This window comes from Pseudoruegeria sp. HB172150, assembly GCF_013184805.1.
Classification (GTDB): Bacteria; Pseudomonadota; Alphaproteobacteria; order Rhodobacterales; family Rhodobacteraceae; genus Psychromarinibacter.
Genome location: NZ_JAATNG010000003.1, coordinates 255,467 through 271,158 on the forward strand (window position 1 = coordinate 255,467; position 15,692 = coordinate 271,158).

General features: G+C 62.4%; 13 protein-coding genes. 9 read left to right on the forward strand and 4 right to left on the reverse strand.

The annotated features are described in order from the left end of the window. Positions 1-4: 4 nt before the first annotated feature. The 3 genes from secA (at position 5) to HCO70_RS15965 (ending at position 5,575) form a co-directional block, all read left to right on the forward strand. On the forward strand, positions 5-2,743 hold the full coding sequence (secA, locus tag HCO70_RS15955) for a preprotein translocase subunit SecA (protein WP_172297946.1): 2,739 nt from the start codon (positions 5-7) through the stop codon (positions 2,741-2,743). Between the two features lie 154 nt (positions 2,744-2,897). Then, positions 2,898-3,989, forward strand: coding sequence for a hypothetical protein (locus HCO70_RS15960; protein ID WP_172297948.1), 1,092 nt, complete (start codon positions 2,898-2,900; stop codon positions 3,987-3,989). Between the two features lie 20 nt (positions 3,990-4,009). Beyond that, a complete protein-coding gene (locus HCO70_RS15965) occupies positions 4,010-5,575 on the forward strand; it encodes a substrate-binding domain-containing protein (protein WP_172297950.1) in 1,566 nt (521 codons plus the stop codon). On the opposite strand, the gene radC is transcribed toward HCO70_RS15965, so the two are convergent. Further along, positions 5,566-6,330, reverse strand: coding sequence for a DNA repair protein RadC (radC, locus tag HCO70_RS15970; protein WP_172297952.1), 765 nt, complete (start codon positions 6,328-6,330; stop codon positions 5,566-5,568). The two genes, HCO70_RS15965 and radC, sit on opposite strands and share 10 nt — an antisense overlap. A 165-nt stretch (positions 6,331-6,495) precedes the next feature. Between radC and HCO70_RS15975 the strand changes: the two genes are divergently transcribed. Next, entirely contained in the window at positions 6,496-7,248 is a 753-nt protein-coding gene (locus tag HCO70_RS15975; RefSeq protein ID WP_172297954.1) for an SDR family oxidoreductase, read from the forward strand. Between the two features lie 53 nt (positions 7,249-7,301). On the opposite strand, the gene dnaJ is transcribed toward HCO70_RS15975, so the two are convergent. Beyond that, positions 7,302-8,441, reverse strand: coding sequence for a molecular chaperone DnaJ (gene dnaJ, locus HCO70_RS15980; RefSeq protein ID WP_172297956.1), 1,140 nt, complete (start codon positions 8,439-8,441; stop codon positions 7,302-7,304). Positions 8,442-8,514: 73 nt separating this feature from the next. Beyond that, on the reverse strand, positions 8,515-10,437 hold the full coding sequence (gene dnaK, locus HCO70_RS15985; RefSeq protein WP_172297958.1) for a molecular chaperone DnaK: 1,923 nt from the start codon (positions 10,435-10,437) through the stop codon (positions 8,515-8,517). Positions 10,438-10,621: 184 nt separating this feature from the next. Between dnaK and HCO70_RS15990 the strand changes: the two genes are divergently transcribed. Continuing rightward, complete coding sequence (locus HCO70_RS15990) at positions 10,622-11,230, forward strand: alpha-ketoglutarate-dependent dioxygenase AlkB (protein ID WP_172297960.1); 609 nt, start codon at positions 10,622-10,624, stop codon at positions 11,228-11,230. A gap of 95 nt (positions 11,231-11,325) precedes the next feature. Beyond that, on the forward strand, positions 11,326-11,577 hold the full coding sequence (locus tag HCO70_RS15995) for a hypothetical protein (RefSeq protein WP_172297962.1): 252 nt from the start codon (positions 11,326-11,328) through the stop codon (positions 11,575-11,577). Positions 11,578-11,852: 275 nt separating this feature from the next. On the opposite strand, the gene HCO70_RS16000 is transcribed toward HCO70_RS15995, so the two are convergent. After that, positions 11,853-12,674 (reverse strand): ABC transporter permease, encoded by an 822-nt coding sequence (locus HCO70_RS16000; RefSeq protein ID WP_172297964.1) that lies wholly within the window; start codon positions 12,672-12,674, stop codon positions 11,853-11,855. 146 nt (positions 12,675-12,820) lie between these two features. Here HCO70_RS16000 and cysQ point away from each other — a divergent pair, with 146 nt between their 5' ends. The 3 genes from cysQ to HCO70_RS16015 are packed head-to-tail and all read left to right on the forward strand — an operon-like array spanning position 12,821 to position 15,659. Further along, positions 12,821-13,621 carry a 3'(2'),5'-bisphosphate nucleotidase CysQ gene (gene cysQ, locus HCO70_RS16005; protein ID WP_172297966.1) on the forward strand — a complete coding sequence of 267 codons (801 nt, stop codon included), beginning with the start codon at positions 12,821-12,823 and terminating at the stop codon, positions 13,619-13,621. Continuing rightward, positions 13,618-14,418 carry a 3-deoxy-manno-octulosonate cytidylyltransferase gene (locus HCO70_RS16010; protein ID WP_172297968.1) on the forward strand — a complete coding sequence of 267 codons (801 nt, stop codon included), beginning with the start codon at positions 13,618-13,620 and terminating at the stop codon, positions 14,416-14,418. Before cysQ ends, HCO70_RS16010 begins: the two co-directional genes overlap by 4 nt. After that, positions 14,415-15,659, forward strand: coding sequence for a glycosyltransferase family 2 protein (locus tag HCO70_RS16015; RefSeq protein WP_172297970.1), 1,245 nt, complete (start codon positions 14,415-14,417; stop codon positions 15,657-15,659). Before HCO70_RS16010 ends, HCO70_RS16015 begins: the two co-directional genes overlap by 4 nt. The last annotated feature ends 33 nt before the right edge of the window (positions 15,660-15,692 follow it).

The following is a 15,692-nucleotide window of genomic DNA, read 5'->3' on the forward strand; positions in this document are numbered from 1 at the left end:
AGACATGCTGGGTATCGGAACTATCGCCAAAAAGGTCTTTGGGACGCCCAACGACCGCAAAGTGAAGGCGACCCGACCGATCGTCGAGAAGATCAACGCCCTGGAACCGGAATTCGAGGCGCTCGACGACGAGGGCCTCAAAGCGAAGACCACCGAGCTGGTTGAGCGTGTCGCGAACGGCGAGAAGCTGGACGCGCTCCTGCCGGAGGCCTTCGCAAACTGCCGAGAGGCGGCCAAGCGTGCGCTGGGCCTGCGCGCCTTTGACGTGCAGCTGATGGGCGGCATTTTCCTGCACCAGGGCAATATTGCCGAGATGAAGACGGGCGAGGGCAAGACGCTGGTCGCCACCTTCCCCGCATACCTGAACGCGCTGACCAAGCGCGGCGTGCATGTCGTTACCGTCAACGACTACCTGGCCAAGCGCGATGCCGAATGGATGGGCAAGGTCTATGGCGCGCTGGGCATGACGACCGGCGTCGTCTATCCGCAGCAGCCGGATGCCGAGAAGAAGGCGGCGTATGCCTGCGACATCACCTATGCCACCAACAACGAGCTGGGCTTTGACTATCTGCGCGACAACATGAAGTCGGAGCTGAGCGAGATCTACCAGCGCGATCACTACTTCGCGATTGTGGACGAGGTCGACTCGATCCTGATCGACGAGGCGCGGACGCCGCTGATCATCTCGGGGCCGTCTCAGGACCGCTCGGAACTTTACATGACCATTGACAAGGTTATCCCCGAGCTGACGGACGAGCACTACACCCTCGACGAAAAGTCGCGGAACGTGACCTATACCGAGGAAGGCAACGAGTTCCTGGAGAACCGCCTGCATGCAGCGGGTATCCTCCCGGAGGAGCACACGCTCTACGATCCGGAATCCACGACCATCGTTCACCACGTGAACCAGGGCCTGCGCGCGCACAAGCTGTTCACCAAGGACAAGGACTATATCGTCCGTGATGGCGAGGTAATCCTGATCGACGAGTTTACCGGCCGAATGATGCCCGGCCGGCGGCTTTCGGATGGTCTGCACCAGGCAATCGAGGCCAAGGAAGGCTGCAAGATCCAGCCCGAGAACGTAACATTGGCGAGCGTAACGTTCCAGAACTACTTTCGTCTCTATGACAAGCTTTCCGGCATGACGGGCACCGCGTCGACCGAGGCGGAAGAATTCATGGAGATCTACAAGCTGGGCGTCGTCGAGGTTCCGACGAACCTGCCCATCGCCCGCGTCGACGAACATGACGCGGTGTACCGGACCGGCAAGGAAAAATACGACGCGATCATTGAAGAGATCAAGAAATCGCATGAAAAGGGCCAGCCGGTGCTGGTGGGCACGACCTCGATCGAGAAGTCGGAGGTCCTGTCGCAGCTGCTTGAGCAGGCGAAGATCAAACACAACGTCCTGAATGCGCGCCAGCACGAGCAGGAGGCGCAGATTGTTGCCGATGCCGGTAAGCTGGGCGCGGTGACCATCGCGACGAACATGGCCGGCCGCGGGACCGACATCAAACTGGGCGGCAATGTCGAATTCAAGATCATGGAAGCCATCGCTGCCGAACCGGAGAAGGACCCAGAGGAAATCCGTGCCGGGATCGAACAACAGCACCAGTCCGACGAGCAGGCGGTGAAGGATGCGGGCGGGCTTTTCGTACTGGCCACCGAGCGCCACGAAAGCCGCCGTATCGACAATCAGTTGCGCGGCCGGTCTGGCCGTCAGGGCGACCCGGGGCGGTCGGCCTTCTTCCTGAGCCTGGAAGACGACCTGATGCGCATCTTCGGCTCGGAGCGGCTGGACAACATGTTGGGCAAGCTTGGCATGAAGGAAGGCGAGGCCATCGTTCATCCATGGGTCAACAAGTCTCTGGAACGGGCACAGGCGAAGGTCGAAGGCCGCAACTTCGACATCCGTAAGCAGTTGCTGAAGTTCGACGATGTGATGAACGACCAGCGGAAGGCGATCTTCAGCCAGCGGCGCGAAATCATGGAAACCTCGGACCTGTCCGAGATCGTGCAGGACATGCGCCATCAGGTGGTCGACGATCTGGTCGATTTCCACATACCGCCGCGTGCCTACGCGGACCAGTGGGATACGGAGGGACTGTATGCCGCCGCTCTGGAGAAGCTGGGTGTCGACGAAAAGATCATTGCCTGGGGCGAAGAAGAAGGTGTCGATGCCGAGGTGTTCAAGGAGCGTCTCTACAAGGCTTCCGACGAGATGATGGCTCAGAAGGCGGTGCAGTTCGGCCCCGAAAATATGCGCTCCATCGAGAAGCAGATCCTGCTGCAGTCGATCGACGGCAAATGGCGCGAGCACCTGCTGACCCTGGAGCACCTTCGGTCCGTCGTCGGTTTCCGCGGATATGCTCAGCGAGACCCGCTGAACGAATACAAGACAGAAGCCTTCCAACTGTTCGAAAGCATGCTGGATTCCCTGCGTGCCGAGGTCTCGCAGAAGCTGTCACAGGTTCGCCCGCTTTCCGAAGAGGAGCGGGAGGAAATGATGAAGCAACTGATGGCGCAGCAGCAGGCGATGCAGAAGGCGGCGCAGCCTCAGCGGCAGCCCGAGCCGGTGGGCGCCGATGCAGGGGCAGGGGCCGCGGAGCCGCAGGCAGAGGTGCAGGCCGCCCCCGGCTTTGTAGAAAGCGACCCGACCACCTGGGGCAATCCCGGGCGGAACGAGCCGTGCCCCTGCGGATCGGGCAAGAAATTCAAGCACTGCCACGGGCGGCTGGTCTGACCGGTCATTGTTTCCCGTATTGACAGATTGAGCGACGAAACCCAGCGTTTCGCCGCCGACTGTTTCACATATGCAACAAGTTTCCTAGGCTAGGCCACAGTGTCACCGCAATTGACCGCCACCTGCTATGCTGTGTGGATTGAGGGCTTGGGCGATGAAATCCCGAAAGAAAATTGCAACAGCAATCATCTCGGTCTCGGCGATCCTGGTTACCGCGCACGTGATGCAGCGGTCCGGGGACGCACAGGAGAAAACTGTCCCTGAAGCGGCCGTTGCGGCCGTGAGCCCGATCCCGGCAGAAGGGTTGCCGCCCGCCAGTCCGGGCGTGGCGGTAGAGCAGCCGGCGCCTTCGGCCCCTGATGCAGCCACGGTAATGGCCGGACCGGCCGATCCCGCAAGGACCGACAATCCGGTAGCGCTCGACGTCAGCGGCCCGGCCCTGCCCGCGGATACTGCCTCGCCCGAGCCGTTGTCGATCCCGGACCCGGCGCCGCGCATGCGGCTGACAATGAACGACGGAAGCGAAGCGATTACCCCTCAGCCGCCGCATAATGCTTTCGGCCTGACCTGCGGTGTGGAGCTGGCCACCGCCGAGAAATCCGCCGGGATGGTGGAACTGACCGTTACCGCACCTTGCCGGAGCGGCAAGACGTTCACCGTCAGCCATTCTGGGCTGCGGTTCTCTGACCAGACCGACCGGTTTGGCCGCTACAAGTCCGACGTGCCCGCACTGACCCGGGACGCGACCTTCCGCGTGGAATTCGACGACGGCGCGAGTGCAGAGATGACCCTGGATGTCGAAGGCGCCCGCCTGGCAGAGCGTGTGGCGCTGCAATATGCCGGGGAGACCGGTCTGCAGATCCATGCCCTGGAATTTGGCGCGGGTTACGGCGACGCGGGCCATGTCTGGGCCGGCAATCCCGGAGACGCAGAGGGTGCGTTCAGGTCCGGCGGCGGGTTTCTGACAGTGCTGGGCAATACCGACTTGCCTGACGCGCAGGTCGCCGAATTCTACACGCTGCCCGCCAACACATCCGGCCGCGACGGCGTCGTGCGCCTGACTGTCGAGGCGCGGGTGACACAGGCGAACTGCGGGCATGAAGTCTCTGGCCAGACGATCCAGCGGCAGGCCGATGGCGAGATGCGTCCTGTGTCCCTGACGCTATCCATGCCCGACTGCGGGGCCGTGGGCGAGTTTCTGGTGTTGAAAAACCTGCTGCGAGACCTGAAGATCGCCTCTAAATGAGGCCATCGCGGTAGCCCGACATGTTCCATTCCCGTGCGGCGGTCCTCGCCGCACTTTTCTTGTTGGCGGTCTGCACAGTTGCCCGCGCCGAGGACGTGACGCTGACCTCGCGGGATGGTTCTGTGGAGATCACCGGGAACCTTCTGGGATATGACGGCGAATTCTACCGTGTGGACACCGTCTATGGCGTGCTGACGGTGGACGGGTCCGGGGTGATCTGTGACGGACCCGGCTGCCCCGACCTGACGGCCTTCGTGGCGCAGTTCACCTTTTCCGGGGCGCGGACCATGGGCGAGGTACTGTTGCCGCTGCTGGTGGAAAGCTTCGCCGCACGGTCGGGCTATGCCGTGGAACGGCGGCTGATCGACGATACACACTTCACCTACATCCTCACCGACGAAGCCACCGGCGCGAAGGCGGCGGAGATCGGGTTCCGGGTAACCTCGACCGCCGAAGGTTTCGCCGACCTCTTGGCCAACGAGGCTGACCTTGTGCTGTCGACGCGGCCAGTCCTGCCGCAGGAGGCAGAGCGCGCGCATGACGCCGGGATCGGAGACCTGACCGATCCGCGCAGAAGCCTGATCCTGGCGCTGGACGCGATGGCGGTGATCGTGTCGCCGGAGTCGCAGTTGACCGGGCTGACGCTGGACCAGATCGCGCGGATCTTCGCGGGCGAAATCGGAAACTGGTCGGAACTGGGCGGGCCGGATGCGCCGATTGCGCTGCATCTGCGCTCCAGGCAATCGGGGATCGCCCAGGCTTTTGCCTCTGCGCTGCAAGATATGGCGGGACTTGCACCCGCCGACAGCGTGATCCGCCACGACAGCAACGGAGGGCTGGCCGACGCGGTTGCGTCGGACCCGCTTGCGATCGGCATTTCGCCTTATTCAGAGACTGGAAATGCGCGGGTGCTGGCAGTTGAAGGTTCCTGCGGAATGGTCTCGGAGCTCGACGATCTGACGCTGAAGACAGAAGATTACCCGCTGCCGCTGCCGCTTTTCGTCTACACCCCGGCGCGGCGTCTTCCGCTGCTGGCGCGGGAATTCCTCAAATTCGCCCGTTCGCCCGCCGCGCAGTCCGTTGTGGCACGGGCCGGGTTCGTGGACTTGCGGCTGCTGAAGGTTCCGGTGGCGGAGCAGGGGTTGCGCCTTGCCGGTGCCATTGCCGAAGCGGGCGGCGAGGTGACGCTTGATGAACTGCAGCGCATGGTGACGGCGATGGACGGGACGGAGCGTCTGACCCTGTCGTTCCGCTTTGAACCGGGCGGCACGCGGCTGGACGCGCCGTCACGCTCGAACGTGGAGATCCTGGCAGAGCAGATCGAGGCCGGGGCGTTCGACGACCGGCCATTGGTTTTCGTCGGGTTTTCCGACGGGGTCGGCGCGGCAGAGGCGAATGCCCGGCTTGCCCGCCGCCGCGCGGTCGCAGTACGTGACGCGGTTCTGAAGGCGGCGCCAACGGCGGATCGAAGCCGGCTGAACGTGTCTGTCGAAGCGTTCGGCGAGGCGATGCCGATGGCCTGCGACGAGGATGCCTGGGGCCGAGAGATCAACCGGCGCGTCGAGGTCTGGGCCGCTCAGAGATAGCCTTGGGCGCGAAAGCTGAGTTCCGTGGATTTGCCGATGATCAGGTGGTCGTGCAGCGTAACGTCGACCGCGCGAAGGGCGTCTTCGATTTTCTGGGTCATCGCAATATCAGCGTCGGACGGCGTCGGATCGCCGGACGGGTGGTTGTGCACCAGGATCAGAGCCGAGGCATTGAGTTCCAGCGCGCGTTTCGCCACCTCGCGCGGGTAGACGGGAACGTGGCTGACAGTGCCCTTCGCCAGTTCCTCGTCTGCGATCAGCACATTCTTCCGGTCGAGAAACAGGATGCGGAACTGCTCGATCTCGCGATGGGCCATAGCGGTATGGCAATATTCGATCAGCGCGTTCCAGCTTGAGACCACGGGCCTTTGGAGGATCTTTGACCGGGCGAGGCGGTGCGCGGCCGCTTCGACGATCTTCAGTTCCTGCACCACCGCGTCGCCCACGCCCTGCACCGTCGCCAGACGGGTGGCTGGGGCAGAGAGTACGCGGTTGAAGTCGCCGAAGTTTTCCAGCAGGCGGCGGGCCAGCGGCTTCACGTCCTGCCGCGGAATGGCGCGGAACAGGATCAGTTCCAGCAATTCGTAATCCGGTAGCGCGTTGGCCCCGCCCTGCATGAAGCGGTCGCGCAGGCGTTTGCGGTGATCCCGGATATAGGAGGGCAGGCGCGCGCCTTTGGCGAGGGCGTCAGTATGCCCCTCATCCGGATCGAGGGGGAAGAGGGGCAAAGACGCTTCGGACAGCTCGCGTACCATTGGGAAAGGTTAGGGTCACTTAGGTTAACAGGCCGTGAATCGAGGGGGACATTCCGTTTCCTGCGCATTGGCCCGGGATGGCCGATCAAGGCGCAGGAAACGGGTCGAGAGGTCGCCGCACCGCCGCCATGGTCCGCGCGTGAAACACGCGAAACGGAGTTCGACATGATCTTGGAAAACAAAACGGTCATCATCACCGGCGCCAGTTCCGGCATCGGTGCCGCCGCTGCCCGCCTGTTTGCGCGCGAAGGGGCCAATCTGGTACTCGGCGCCCGGCGGGCGGAACGGCTGGAAGTGCTGGTGGCGGAACTTTCGAGCAGCGGCGGCCGCGCCGAGTATCTGGCGGGCGATGTGCGCGACGAAAAATTCGCCAAGGCGTTGGTGGAATTGGCGCGCGCACAGTTCGGCGGGCTGGACGCGGCGTTCAACAATGCCGGGATGACGGGGCCGGCCGGACCGGTGCCCGAGATGGCGACAGAAGACTGGAACGCTGTCTTCGAAACCAACCTGACCAGTGCCTATTATGGGGCAAAATACCAGGTTCCGGCGCTGATCGAACGGGGCGGTGGGTCGATCGTGTTCACCTCTTCTTTCGTCGGTCAGACGGTGGGGCTGCCGGGCATGGGCGCTTATGCGGCGTCGAAGGCGGGGCTCGTCGGGTTGGCTCAGGTCCTGGCGGCGGAGCACGGGGCGCAGGGCGTCCGGGCCAATACGCTGATGCCCGGCGGGACGATGACGGAGATGGCCGGCGACGATCCGGCGTTCCACGAATTCGTCCGGGGTCTGCATGCGCTGAAACGGATGGCGGAGCCGGAAGAGATTGCCGAGGCGGCGCTGTTCCTGGTGTCGGACCGGTCAAGCTTCGTCACCGGATCGGCGCTTTATGCCGATGGCGGAAACTCGATCTGCAAGACATGAAAAACCCCGCCGTGCGGATGCGTGGCGGGGCCATATCAGTCTATGAAAAGGGCCTAGCCCTTCATCCCGTCCCAAAAGCTCTTCACCTTCGAAAAGAAGGTGGAGGACTCGGGGTTGTTGTCCTCGCCCAGCTTCTCGAACTCTTTCAGAAGCTCTTTCTGGCGCGCAGTCAGGTTGACTGGCGTTTCCACCGCCAGCTCGATGAACATGTCGCCGTGAGCGCCGCCGCGCAGGGCCGGCATGCCCTTGGAGCGCAGGCGCATCTGGCGGCCGGACTGGCTTCCTGCCGGGATCTTCACCCGGCTGCGGCCACCGTCGATGGTCGGAACCTCGATATCGCCGCCGAGTGCTGCCGCGGTCATCGAGACGGGGACAAGGCAGAACAGGTTGGAGCCGTCACGCTGGAACAACGGGTGTTCTTCGACATCGATGAAGATGTAGAGATCGCCCGTCGGTCCGCCGCGCAGCCCGGCTTCGCCTTCTCCGGCCAGCCGGATACGGGTACCGGTTTCGACCCCGGCCGGAATGTTCACCGACAGAGAGCGGTCTTTTTCGACCCGGCCCGAACCGTGGCAGACGTGGCAGGGGTTCTTGATGATCTGGCCGATGCCGTTACAGGTCGGACAAGTGCGTTCGACCGTGAAGAATCCCTGCTGCGCGCGGACCTTGCCCATGCCGGAACAGGTCGGGCACACGGTGGGTTCCGCACCGCCCTCCGCCCCGGTGCCGTTACAGGTGGTGCAGGCAACCGAGGTCGGCACCTTGATCGTCTTCTGCAGGCCCCTGTAGGCATCCTCGAGCGTGACGCGCAGATTGTAGCGCAGGTCGGAGCCGCGCGTGGCGCGCTGCCGCCCGCCACCGCCACGGCCACCCATGAAGTCGCCGAACAGGTCGTCGAACACATCGGAAAAGGCGCTGGCGAAATCCCCCTGGCCTTGCCCGGGGCGCGGACCGCCACCCATTCCGCCATCGAAGGCTGCATGGCCGAAACGGTCATAGGCCGCCTTCTTCTGCGGATCCTTCAGTGCATCGTATGCTTCGTTGACTTCCTTGAACTGCGATTCGGCATCCGGGTTGTCCGAGTTCCGGTCGGGGTGCAGTTCCTTGGCCTTCTTGCGATAGGCTTTCTTGAGTTCTTCCGCGGTCGCGCCCTTCTGGACCCCCAGAACCTCGTAATAGTCGCGCTTTGCCATTGGATCAGTGTCTCCTAACGCAAGGACCGGCCCCTACAGTGGCGAGGCCGGTCCCAACGCATCTTGGCGGCGCTTACGAGGCGCGCTTGTTGTCGTCGAGGTCCTCGAAGTCGGCGTCGACGATGTCGTCATCGACACTGCGAGGCTCGTCATCGTCATCCGAACTGTCGTCGCCACCTTCGGCCTTGGCTTGCTCGGCCTTGTAAATGGCCTCGCCCAGCTTCATCGCGGCTTCGGTGACGTTCTGGATGCCGCCCTTGATCTTGCCGGCATCCTCGGTCTCGAGCTGTTCCTTCAGGTTCGCGATGGCAAGCTCGATCGCCTCGATCGTGGTCGGGTCGACCTTGTCGCCATGCTCTTCCATCGACTTCTCGGTCGAGTGGATGAGCGATTCGGCCTGGTTCTTGGCCTCGACCAGCTCCTTGCGCTCCTTGTCGGCCTCGGCATTCGCCTCGGCGTCCTTGACCATCGCTTCGATCTCGTCGTCCGACAGACCGCCGGAGGCCTGGATGGTGATCTTCTGCTCCTTGTTGGTGCCCTTGTCCTTGGCAGCAACATGGACGATGCCGTTTGCGTCGATGTCGAAGGTCACCTCGATCTGCGGCATACCGCGCGGTGCAGGCGGGATGTCTTCGAGGTTGAACTGACCCAGAAGCTTGTTGTCCGCGGCCATTTCCCGTTCGCCCTGGAACACGCGGATCGTCACCGCGTTCTGGTTGTCCTCGGCGGTCGAGAAGATCTGCGACTTCTTGGTCGGGATCGTCGTGTTGCGGTCGATCAGGCGGGTGAACACGCCGCCCAGCGTCTCGATGCCCAGCGACAGCGGGGTCACGTCGAGAAGGACCACGTCCTTCACGTCGCCCTGCAGCACGCCGGCCTGGATGGCGGCGCCCATGGCGACCACTTCGTCCGGGTTGACGCCCTTGTGCGGTTCCTTACCGAAGAAGCTGGTGACTTCCTGGATGACTTTCGGCATCCGCGTCATGCCGCCGACCAGTACCACCTCGTCGATATCAGAGGTCGACAGGCCAGCGTCTTTCAGCGCGTCCTTACAGGGCTTGATCGACTTCTTGATCAGGTCGTTGACGAGGCTCTCCAGCTTGGCACGGGTCAGCTTCATGACCATGTGCAGCGGCGTGCCGTCCGAACCCATCGAGATGAAGGGCTGGTTGATCTCGGTCTGCGAAGAGGAGGAAAGCTCGATTTTCGCTTTCTCGGCCGCTTCCTTCAGACGCTGCAGCGCCATCTTGTCCTTGGTCAAGTCGACGCCGTGCTCTTTCTTGAACTCTTCGGCGAGGTAGTTGACGATCCGCATGTCGAAGTCTTCACCGCCAAGGAACGTGTCGCCGTTGGTGGATTTGACCTCGAACAGGCCGTCGTCGATTTCCAGGATGGTGATGTCGAACGTACCACCGCCAAGGTCATAGACCGCGATGGTCTTGGATTCCTTCTTGTCGAGGCCATAGGCCAAGGCGGCCGCGGTCGGTTCGTTGATGATCCGAAGCACCTCGAGACCGGCGATCTTGCCGGCGTCCTTCGTGGCCTGACGCTGGGCGTCGTTGAAATAGGCGGGGACGGTGATGACGGCTTGCGTCACGTCTTCGCCAAGATAGCTCTCGGCGGTTTCCTTCATCTTGCCCAGGATGAACGCAGAAATCTGCGACGGCGAATATTTCTCGCCCTTCACTTCGACCCAGGCGTCACCATTGCCGCCGTCGACGATGTTGTAGGGAACGAGTTTCTTGTCCTTTTCCACCTCGGCGTCACCCAGGCGACGGCCGATCAGCCGTTTGACGGCGAATACGGTGTTGGACGGGTTGGTGACGGCCTGCCGTTTGGCGGGCTGGCCGACAAGACGCTCGTCGTCGGTAAAACCGACGATGGACGGCGTGGTCCGTGCGCCCTCGGAGTTTTCAATCACGCGGGGCTGCGAGCCGTCCATGATGGCGACGCAGCTGTTGGTGGTTCCGAGGTCGATACCGATGACTTTAGCCATGCTCTATATCCTCTCTTTGGCGATCTGGCGGGGCTCGGCCCTATGAGGCGCCTGGCCCCTATCCCATGGATGAGCGAAGGGGAAATGCCCTTCGCGGCTTCACGGGCTATATAGGGAGGGGCAAATTGGGCTGCAAGCGAGTCTGGCTTTGAAAAATGACGCTTTCTGACAGATACGTGACAATGTGACGGATGCGCCGCTGACTGTGCGGGGATTCCGGATCTACAAGGGTTTCCTCTACGGAAACACACAGGCTGCGATGGCAGCGGATATCCGCGCTGTGGCTGCGTCGGCCCCGTTGTTCTCGCCGATGACGCCCTACGGCAAGCCGATGTCGGTGCGGATGACATCCGCCGGGAAATACGGCTGGTTCGCGGACCGGCGCGGCTATCGCTACGTGACGGAGCATCCCTTGGGCACGGAATGGCCGCCTATCCCGGACAGCGTGCTGTCGGTCTGGCGGGCGGTGACGGGGCTGGAGCGAATGCCGGATTGCTGCCTCGTCAATTTCTACGGGCCGAAGGCACGGATGGGTCTTCATCAGGACCGGGACGAGGCGGATTTCAGCTTTCCGGTAGTGTCGATATCGCTTGGCGATGACGGGCTGTTCCGGATCGGTAGTCAGGAGCGCGGCGGGAAGACGGAGTCGGTCTGGCTGACATCCGGCGACGTGGTGGTCATGGGCGGCGAGGCACGGCTGACCTATCACGGGGTGGACAAGATCCGGCCCGGATCCTCAACCCTTTTGGAAGGCGAAGGCCGCCTGAACCTGACGCTGAGGGTGGTAGATTAATCCACAGGCAACACAACCCCTTGTCCGCGGACACGCATTGGGTGTAGACGAGTCTTGGGGGCGTAGCTTGGGCAACTGCCAAGACGGGCTGAAGAATGGCCATACCCTCTAATCTCGAGACAGTACTGTCCAAGTTCCTGTTCGATACCTGTGTAAAGCATGGTTTCTGCCTTACCCATGACCGCAAGAGCCACCTTCTTGCGCAGCCGGGTTTCAACGCCACGACCTTCGTCAACCGGCTGATGCTGGCAGCCGGTATGTCGCCGACAGAGCGCGCCGAGCGGTTCGAGGCATTGCACAGCGATCTGATCGCACGGCTGGCGCGAAGACAGGGCAACGTGGCATAGCGGAACCGCCCGCAGCTTGGGCTGCCGGCCTTGTTCCTGTTCTTTCATCTATGAAAGGCTGTCGTTGGAATCGGCGGCGCCGCCAATGGATAGATCCCGGGATTCCCCGATGCCCGGACACGCGCCAGCGCGCACCCGTTCCGTCTTTGGCCGTCCCTGCACCCAATGAAGAGGTGGTCTGAGGGACAGGATCATTCCGATACACGCTTGTCGCGCGGAAGCTTCGGCGCCGGGTATAGGCGGGCGCGGTTAGGGCGGCGTTAACCTTGCGTGCGCTACTTGCCGGCGCCCCAGCTTATCGAGGCGTGGCGGCGGGTGTAGAATTCGCCCATCATTCCGATCACGATCAGGGAAAGCGAGACGATCACGGGATACAGTACGCTGGAATAATGCGGGTTGTAGTTGATGAAGACGAAGCCCCGTGCCTGGTCGATGCAGTGGAACAGCGGGTTCCAGTCGAAGAAGGCGAGGATCGCCGTTGGCACATTGTTCGCCACGAACATCTTGCCGCTCGCGATCATGTTGGCGCGGGTATAGATCTGCGCGATGATGTTCACCGCATTTGGCGCCCAGGGCTTCATCGCCAGCAGCACCAGCCCGATCGACAGGCCGGAGAACCAGGCCAGCAGGAACATCCCATAGGCCGCGGCCGGCCTGTCGATTTCTATTCGCTGAAAGCCGACATGGTAGACGAACAGCACCACGACGAGCGACAGCGTCTGGATATAGAGCGTTGCCAGTGCCGCCGAGGCGATGACAATCGGGGTGTTCATCGGCCCGTGATGCATCATCGGCGAAGCCGGTCCCTCGGAACTGAGGATCGCGGTGACGGCCTTGTTGTGGGTCAGGAACAGGAAGATCCCTGACATGATGTAGAGCAGGAAATCACCCCTAAGCGCGCTGCCACGCAGGCCGAGAACGGCGAACATGACGTAGAAGACCGCGACTAGGATGACCGTCTGGAAAATGCTGAGCAAAAGACCCATCAGCGCGTTGCCGTGGGTCTTGCGCACATTGCGGACGGTAGCAAAAAAGATCAGCTCGACCGTGCTGAAAGCCGAGTGAAGCATCGACCGATTCGATGGCGGCTGAAACATTCCGGCCTTTCGACTGTCTGCCCGCGGATCGGTCCCCGTCATTTTTCGCGGGGATATGTTGCCGTTCCCTTATCGGGAAAGCATAAGAGGGGCCGAAACAACATTCAATCTCGCGCTGTGTGCCAGAGGCAGAGAAGGAGCATTCTTTGGATTACGATACACTTGTGGCGGTGATGCGGCGCCTGGCGCTGGAAGCCGGCGATGCAATTCTCGAAGTCTACAATTCCGACGATTTCGAAGTGAAATCGAAATCCGACGCCAGCCCGGTGACCGAGGCGGACGAAAAAGCCGACGCTCTGATTTCTGCCGGGCTGCGCGCGGCGTTTCCCGATGTACCGCTGGTAACCGAGGAACAGGCCGCGTCGCACGGGCAAGAGGTGTCGACTTTCCTGATCGTGGACCCGCTGGACGGCACCAAGGAATTCGTTCAGCGCCGCGGCGATTTCACCGTGAACATCGCCTATGTGGTCGACGGGGTGCCGGTGCGTGGCGTGGTCTATGCGCCGGCGAAGGAGCGGCTGTTCTATACCGGTGCCGACGGTGCGTCGGTTGAGGAAAGCGGAGACTTCGCCAAGGACGCGGCAGGGCCGGTGACGGCCATGTCAGTCTCTGATCCGGACAATTCGGCCCTGATGGTCGTTGCGTCGAAGTCCCACCGCGATCAGGCGACAGACGACTACATCGGCAAGTACGGAGTGAAGGACATGACCTCTGCCGGGTCGTCGCTGAAGTTCTGCCTTGTCGCGACGGGGGAGGCGGATCTGTATCCGCGCCTGGGCCGCACCATGGAATGGGACACGGCCGCTGGCGATGCCGTGTTGCGCGGTGCTGGCGGCAAGGTCGTGCGGTTCGACGACCACAGAGACTTTACCTATGGCAAGCCCGGGTTCGAGAACCCGTTTTTCATCGCCTATGCGCCCGGCGTGGAGCTGAAGCCCGCCGAATGAGCACGCTTGTCGTCATCCCCGCACGCTATCCGTCGACGCGCTATCCGGGAAAGCCGCTGGTGGAGCTGAAAGGCGCCACCGGTGAGAGCAAGAGCCTGATCCGGCGCACCTGGGACGCCGGGATGTCGGTGAAGGGCGTGGACAAGGTGGTCATCGCCACTGACGACGACCGCATCCGCGAGGCGGCAGAGGCGTTCGGTGCGGAGGTGGTCATGACGTCCGGCCATTGGCGCAACGGAACGGAGCGCTGTTCCGAGGCGCTTGAGATGCTTGGCGGCGGCTACGATATCATCGTCAACCTGCAGGGCGACGCGCCGCTGACACCGCCATGGTTCGTCGAGGAACTTGTGGCGCAGCTGTCCGCGGACCCGACCGCCGAGGTCGCGACGCCGGTGCTGCGCTGCGACGGTCAGGCGCTGAACGAGTTTCTGGCCGACAGGCGCGAGGGGCGGGTCGGTGGCACAACGGCTGTCTTCGCCCATGATCGCCATGCGCTCTACTTTTCGAAGGAGGTGATCCCCTACACCTCCAAACCTTACGCCGATGATGCGGAAACGCCGGTGTTCCACCATGTCGGTGTCTACGCGTACCGTCCCGCGGCGCTCGCCGCGTATTCCGGGCTGGCGATGGGCCCGCTGGAGGACCTGGAGGGGCTGGAGCAGCTGCGCTTTCTCGAGCACGGGCATCCTGTTCTGTGCGTGGAGGTCGAGGCGCGCGGGCAGAAATTCTGGGAACTCAACAACCCCGGCGACGTCCCGAGAATAGAGACTATGCTGGCCCAGATGGGCCTTGAATGACGGCACCGACAGTCAGTGTCATCGTCGTCAGCCGCCATCGTCCGGAACTCCTGCTACGCTGCCTGACCGGCATCGAGCAACTTGATTACCCGTCTTACGAAGTCATCGTCGTGGCCGATGATGAGGGGTTGGCAACCCTTTACGCCGCCGGCTTCGGCGGGCGGATCAAGTCTGTGGAATTCGATGAGCCGAACATATCCGTCGCACGAAACCTCGGGATCGCCCGCGCCGGCGGCGAGATGATCGCTTTCATCGACGATGACGCCGTGCCGGAACCTACCTGGCTGCGGCACCTCATGGGTCCGTTCGCGGACAAGACCGTTTCGGTCGCCGGCGGCTATGTGATCGGACGGAACGGCATCAGTGTTCAATACAAGGGGCGGCGCGTCGATGCGCTGGGCCGGCACCAGTCGCTGACGATTGCCGGCGACGATCCGCAGGTGTTTGCGGGAGAGCCTGGGCTGGCGATCAAGACGGAAGGCACGAATTGCGCTTTCCGCGCCGATGCGCTGCGCAATGTCGGCGGGTTCGATCCCGCCTTTCGCTTCTTTCACGACGACGCCGACCTGAATCTGCGTCTCGCCATCTCAGGGGCACGCACCGCCGTGGTTCCACTGGCTCAGGTGCATCACGGCTTCGCGGCGTCGGAAAGGCGAATGGCGAACCGGATGCCGCGCACCTTGCACGATGTTGGGGCGAGTCAGATGATCCTGCTGCGAAAACATGCGTCTGCCTCGCAAGTTGAGGCCGCGACCGAATCGTTGCGCCGGGAACAGCGCGTTCGATTGCTGCGGTTCATGGTGGCTGGACTGTGTGTGCCGGGCGATGTCGGGCGTCTGATGCAAAGCCTCGAAGAGGGGATCGCCGCGGGATGGCAGCGAAAGATTGCTGCGGCGCAGCAAAAAATCGTGACAACCGAGGGATTTGCCGGCTTCGAACCGCGCCGACCATTCCGGGGAAGCCGAGTTCTTGCAGGCAAAGCGGAAAGACGCCGCCGTTTGAAAAAGGAGGCAGTGAACCTTGTCGCGGCAGGAAACAGAGTTACAGTCTATCAATTAACCAGAACATCATTCTACCATAAGGTGTATTTCGAAAAGCTGGGATATTGGGTTCAAACGGGTGGAATATACGGCCGCTCGGCCCGCAGCGATCCACTCTTCCGGTGGTTCAAAGCAACAGATCGCGTCGCGGTTGAGGCGAATCGTGTTCGAAATGTCCGCGAAAATGCCGCAGACGCATAAATGTTGAACAGGAGGCGAAAATCCTTGAACGGC

Excerpts from the sequence above, each read along its gene's own strand:
- radC (WP_172297952.1), bottom strand. The coding sequence starts at position 6,330 with ATGGTACGCGAGCTGTCCGAAGCGTCTTTGCCCCTCTTCCCCCTCGAT.
- HCO70_RS15975 (WP_172297954.1), top strand. The coding sequence starts at position 6,496 with ATGATCTTGGAAAACAAAACGGTCATCATCACCGGCGCCAGTTCCGGC.
- HCO70_RS15960 (WP_172297948.1), top strand. The coding sequence starts at position 2,898 with ATGAAATCCCGAAAGAAAATTGCAACAGCAATCATCTCGGTCTCGGCG.
- HCO70_RS16000 (WP_172297964.1), bottom strand. The coding sequence starts at position 12,674 with ATGTTTCAGCCGCCATCGAATCGGTCGATGCTTCACTCGGCTTTCAGC.
- dnaJ (WP_172297956.1), bottom strand. The coding sequence starts at position 8,441 with ATGGCAAAGCGCGACTATTACGAGGTTCTGGGGGTCCAGAAGGGCGCG.
- HCO70_RS16015 (WP_172297970.1), top strand. The coding sequence starts at position 14,415 with ATGACGGCACCGACAGTCAGTGTCATCGTCGTCAGCCGCCATCGTCCG.
- HCO70_RS15965 (WP_172297950.1), top strand. The coding sequence starts at position 4,010 with ATGTTCCATTCCCGTGCGGCGGTCCTCGCCGCACTTTTCTTGTTGGCG.
- HCO70_RS16010 (WP_172297968.1), top strand. The coding sequence starts at position 13,618 with ATGAGCACGCTTGTCGTCATCCCCGCACGCTATCCGTCGACGCGCTAT.
- dnaK (WP_172297958.1), bottom strand. The coding sequence starts at position 10,437 with ATGGCTAAAGTCATCGGTATCGACCTCGGAACCACCAACAGCTGCGTC.
- HCO70_RS15995 (WP_172297962.1), top strand. The coding sequence starts at position 11,326 with ATGGCCATACCCTCTAATCTCGAGACAGTACTGTCCAAGTTCCTGTTC.
- secA (WP_172297946.1), top strand. The coding sequence starts at position 5 with ATGCTGGGTATCGGAACTATCGCCAAAAAGGTCTTTGGGACGCCCAAC.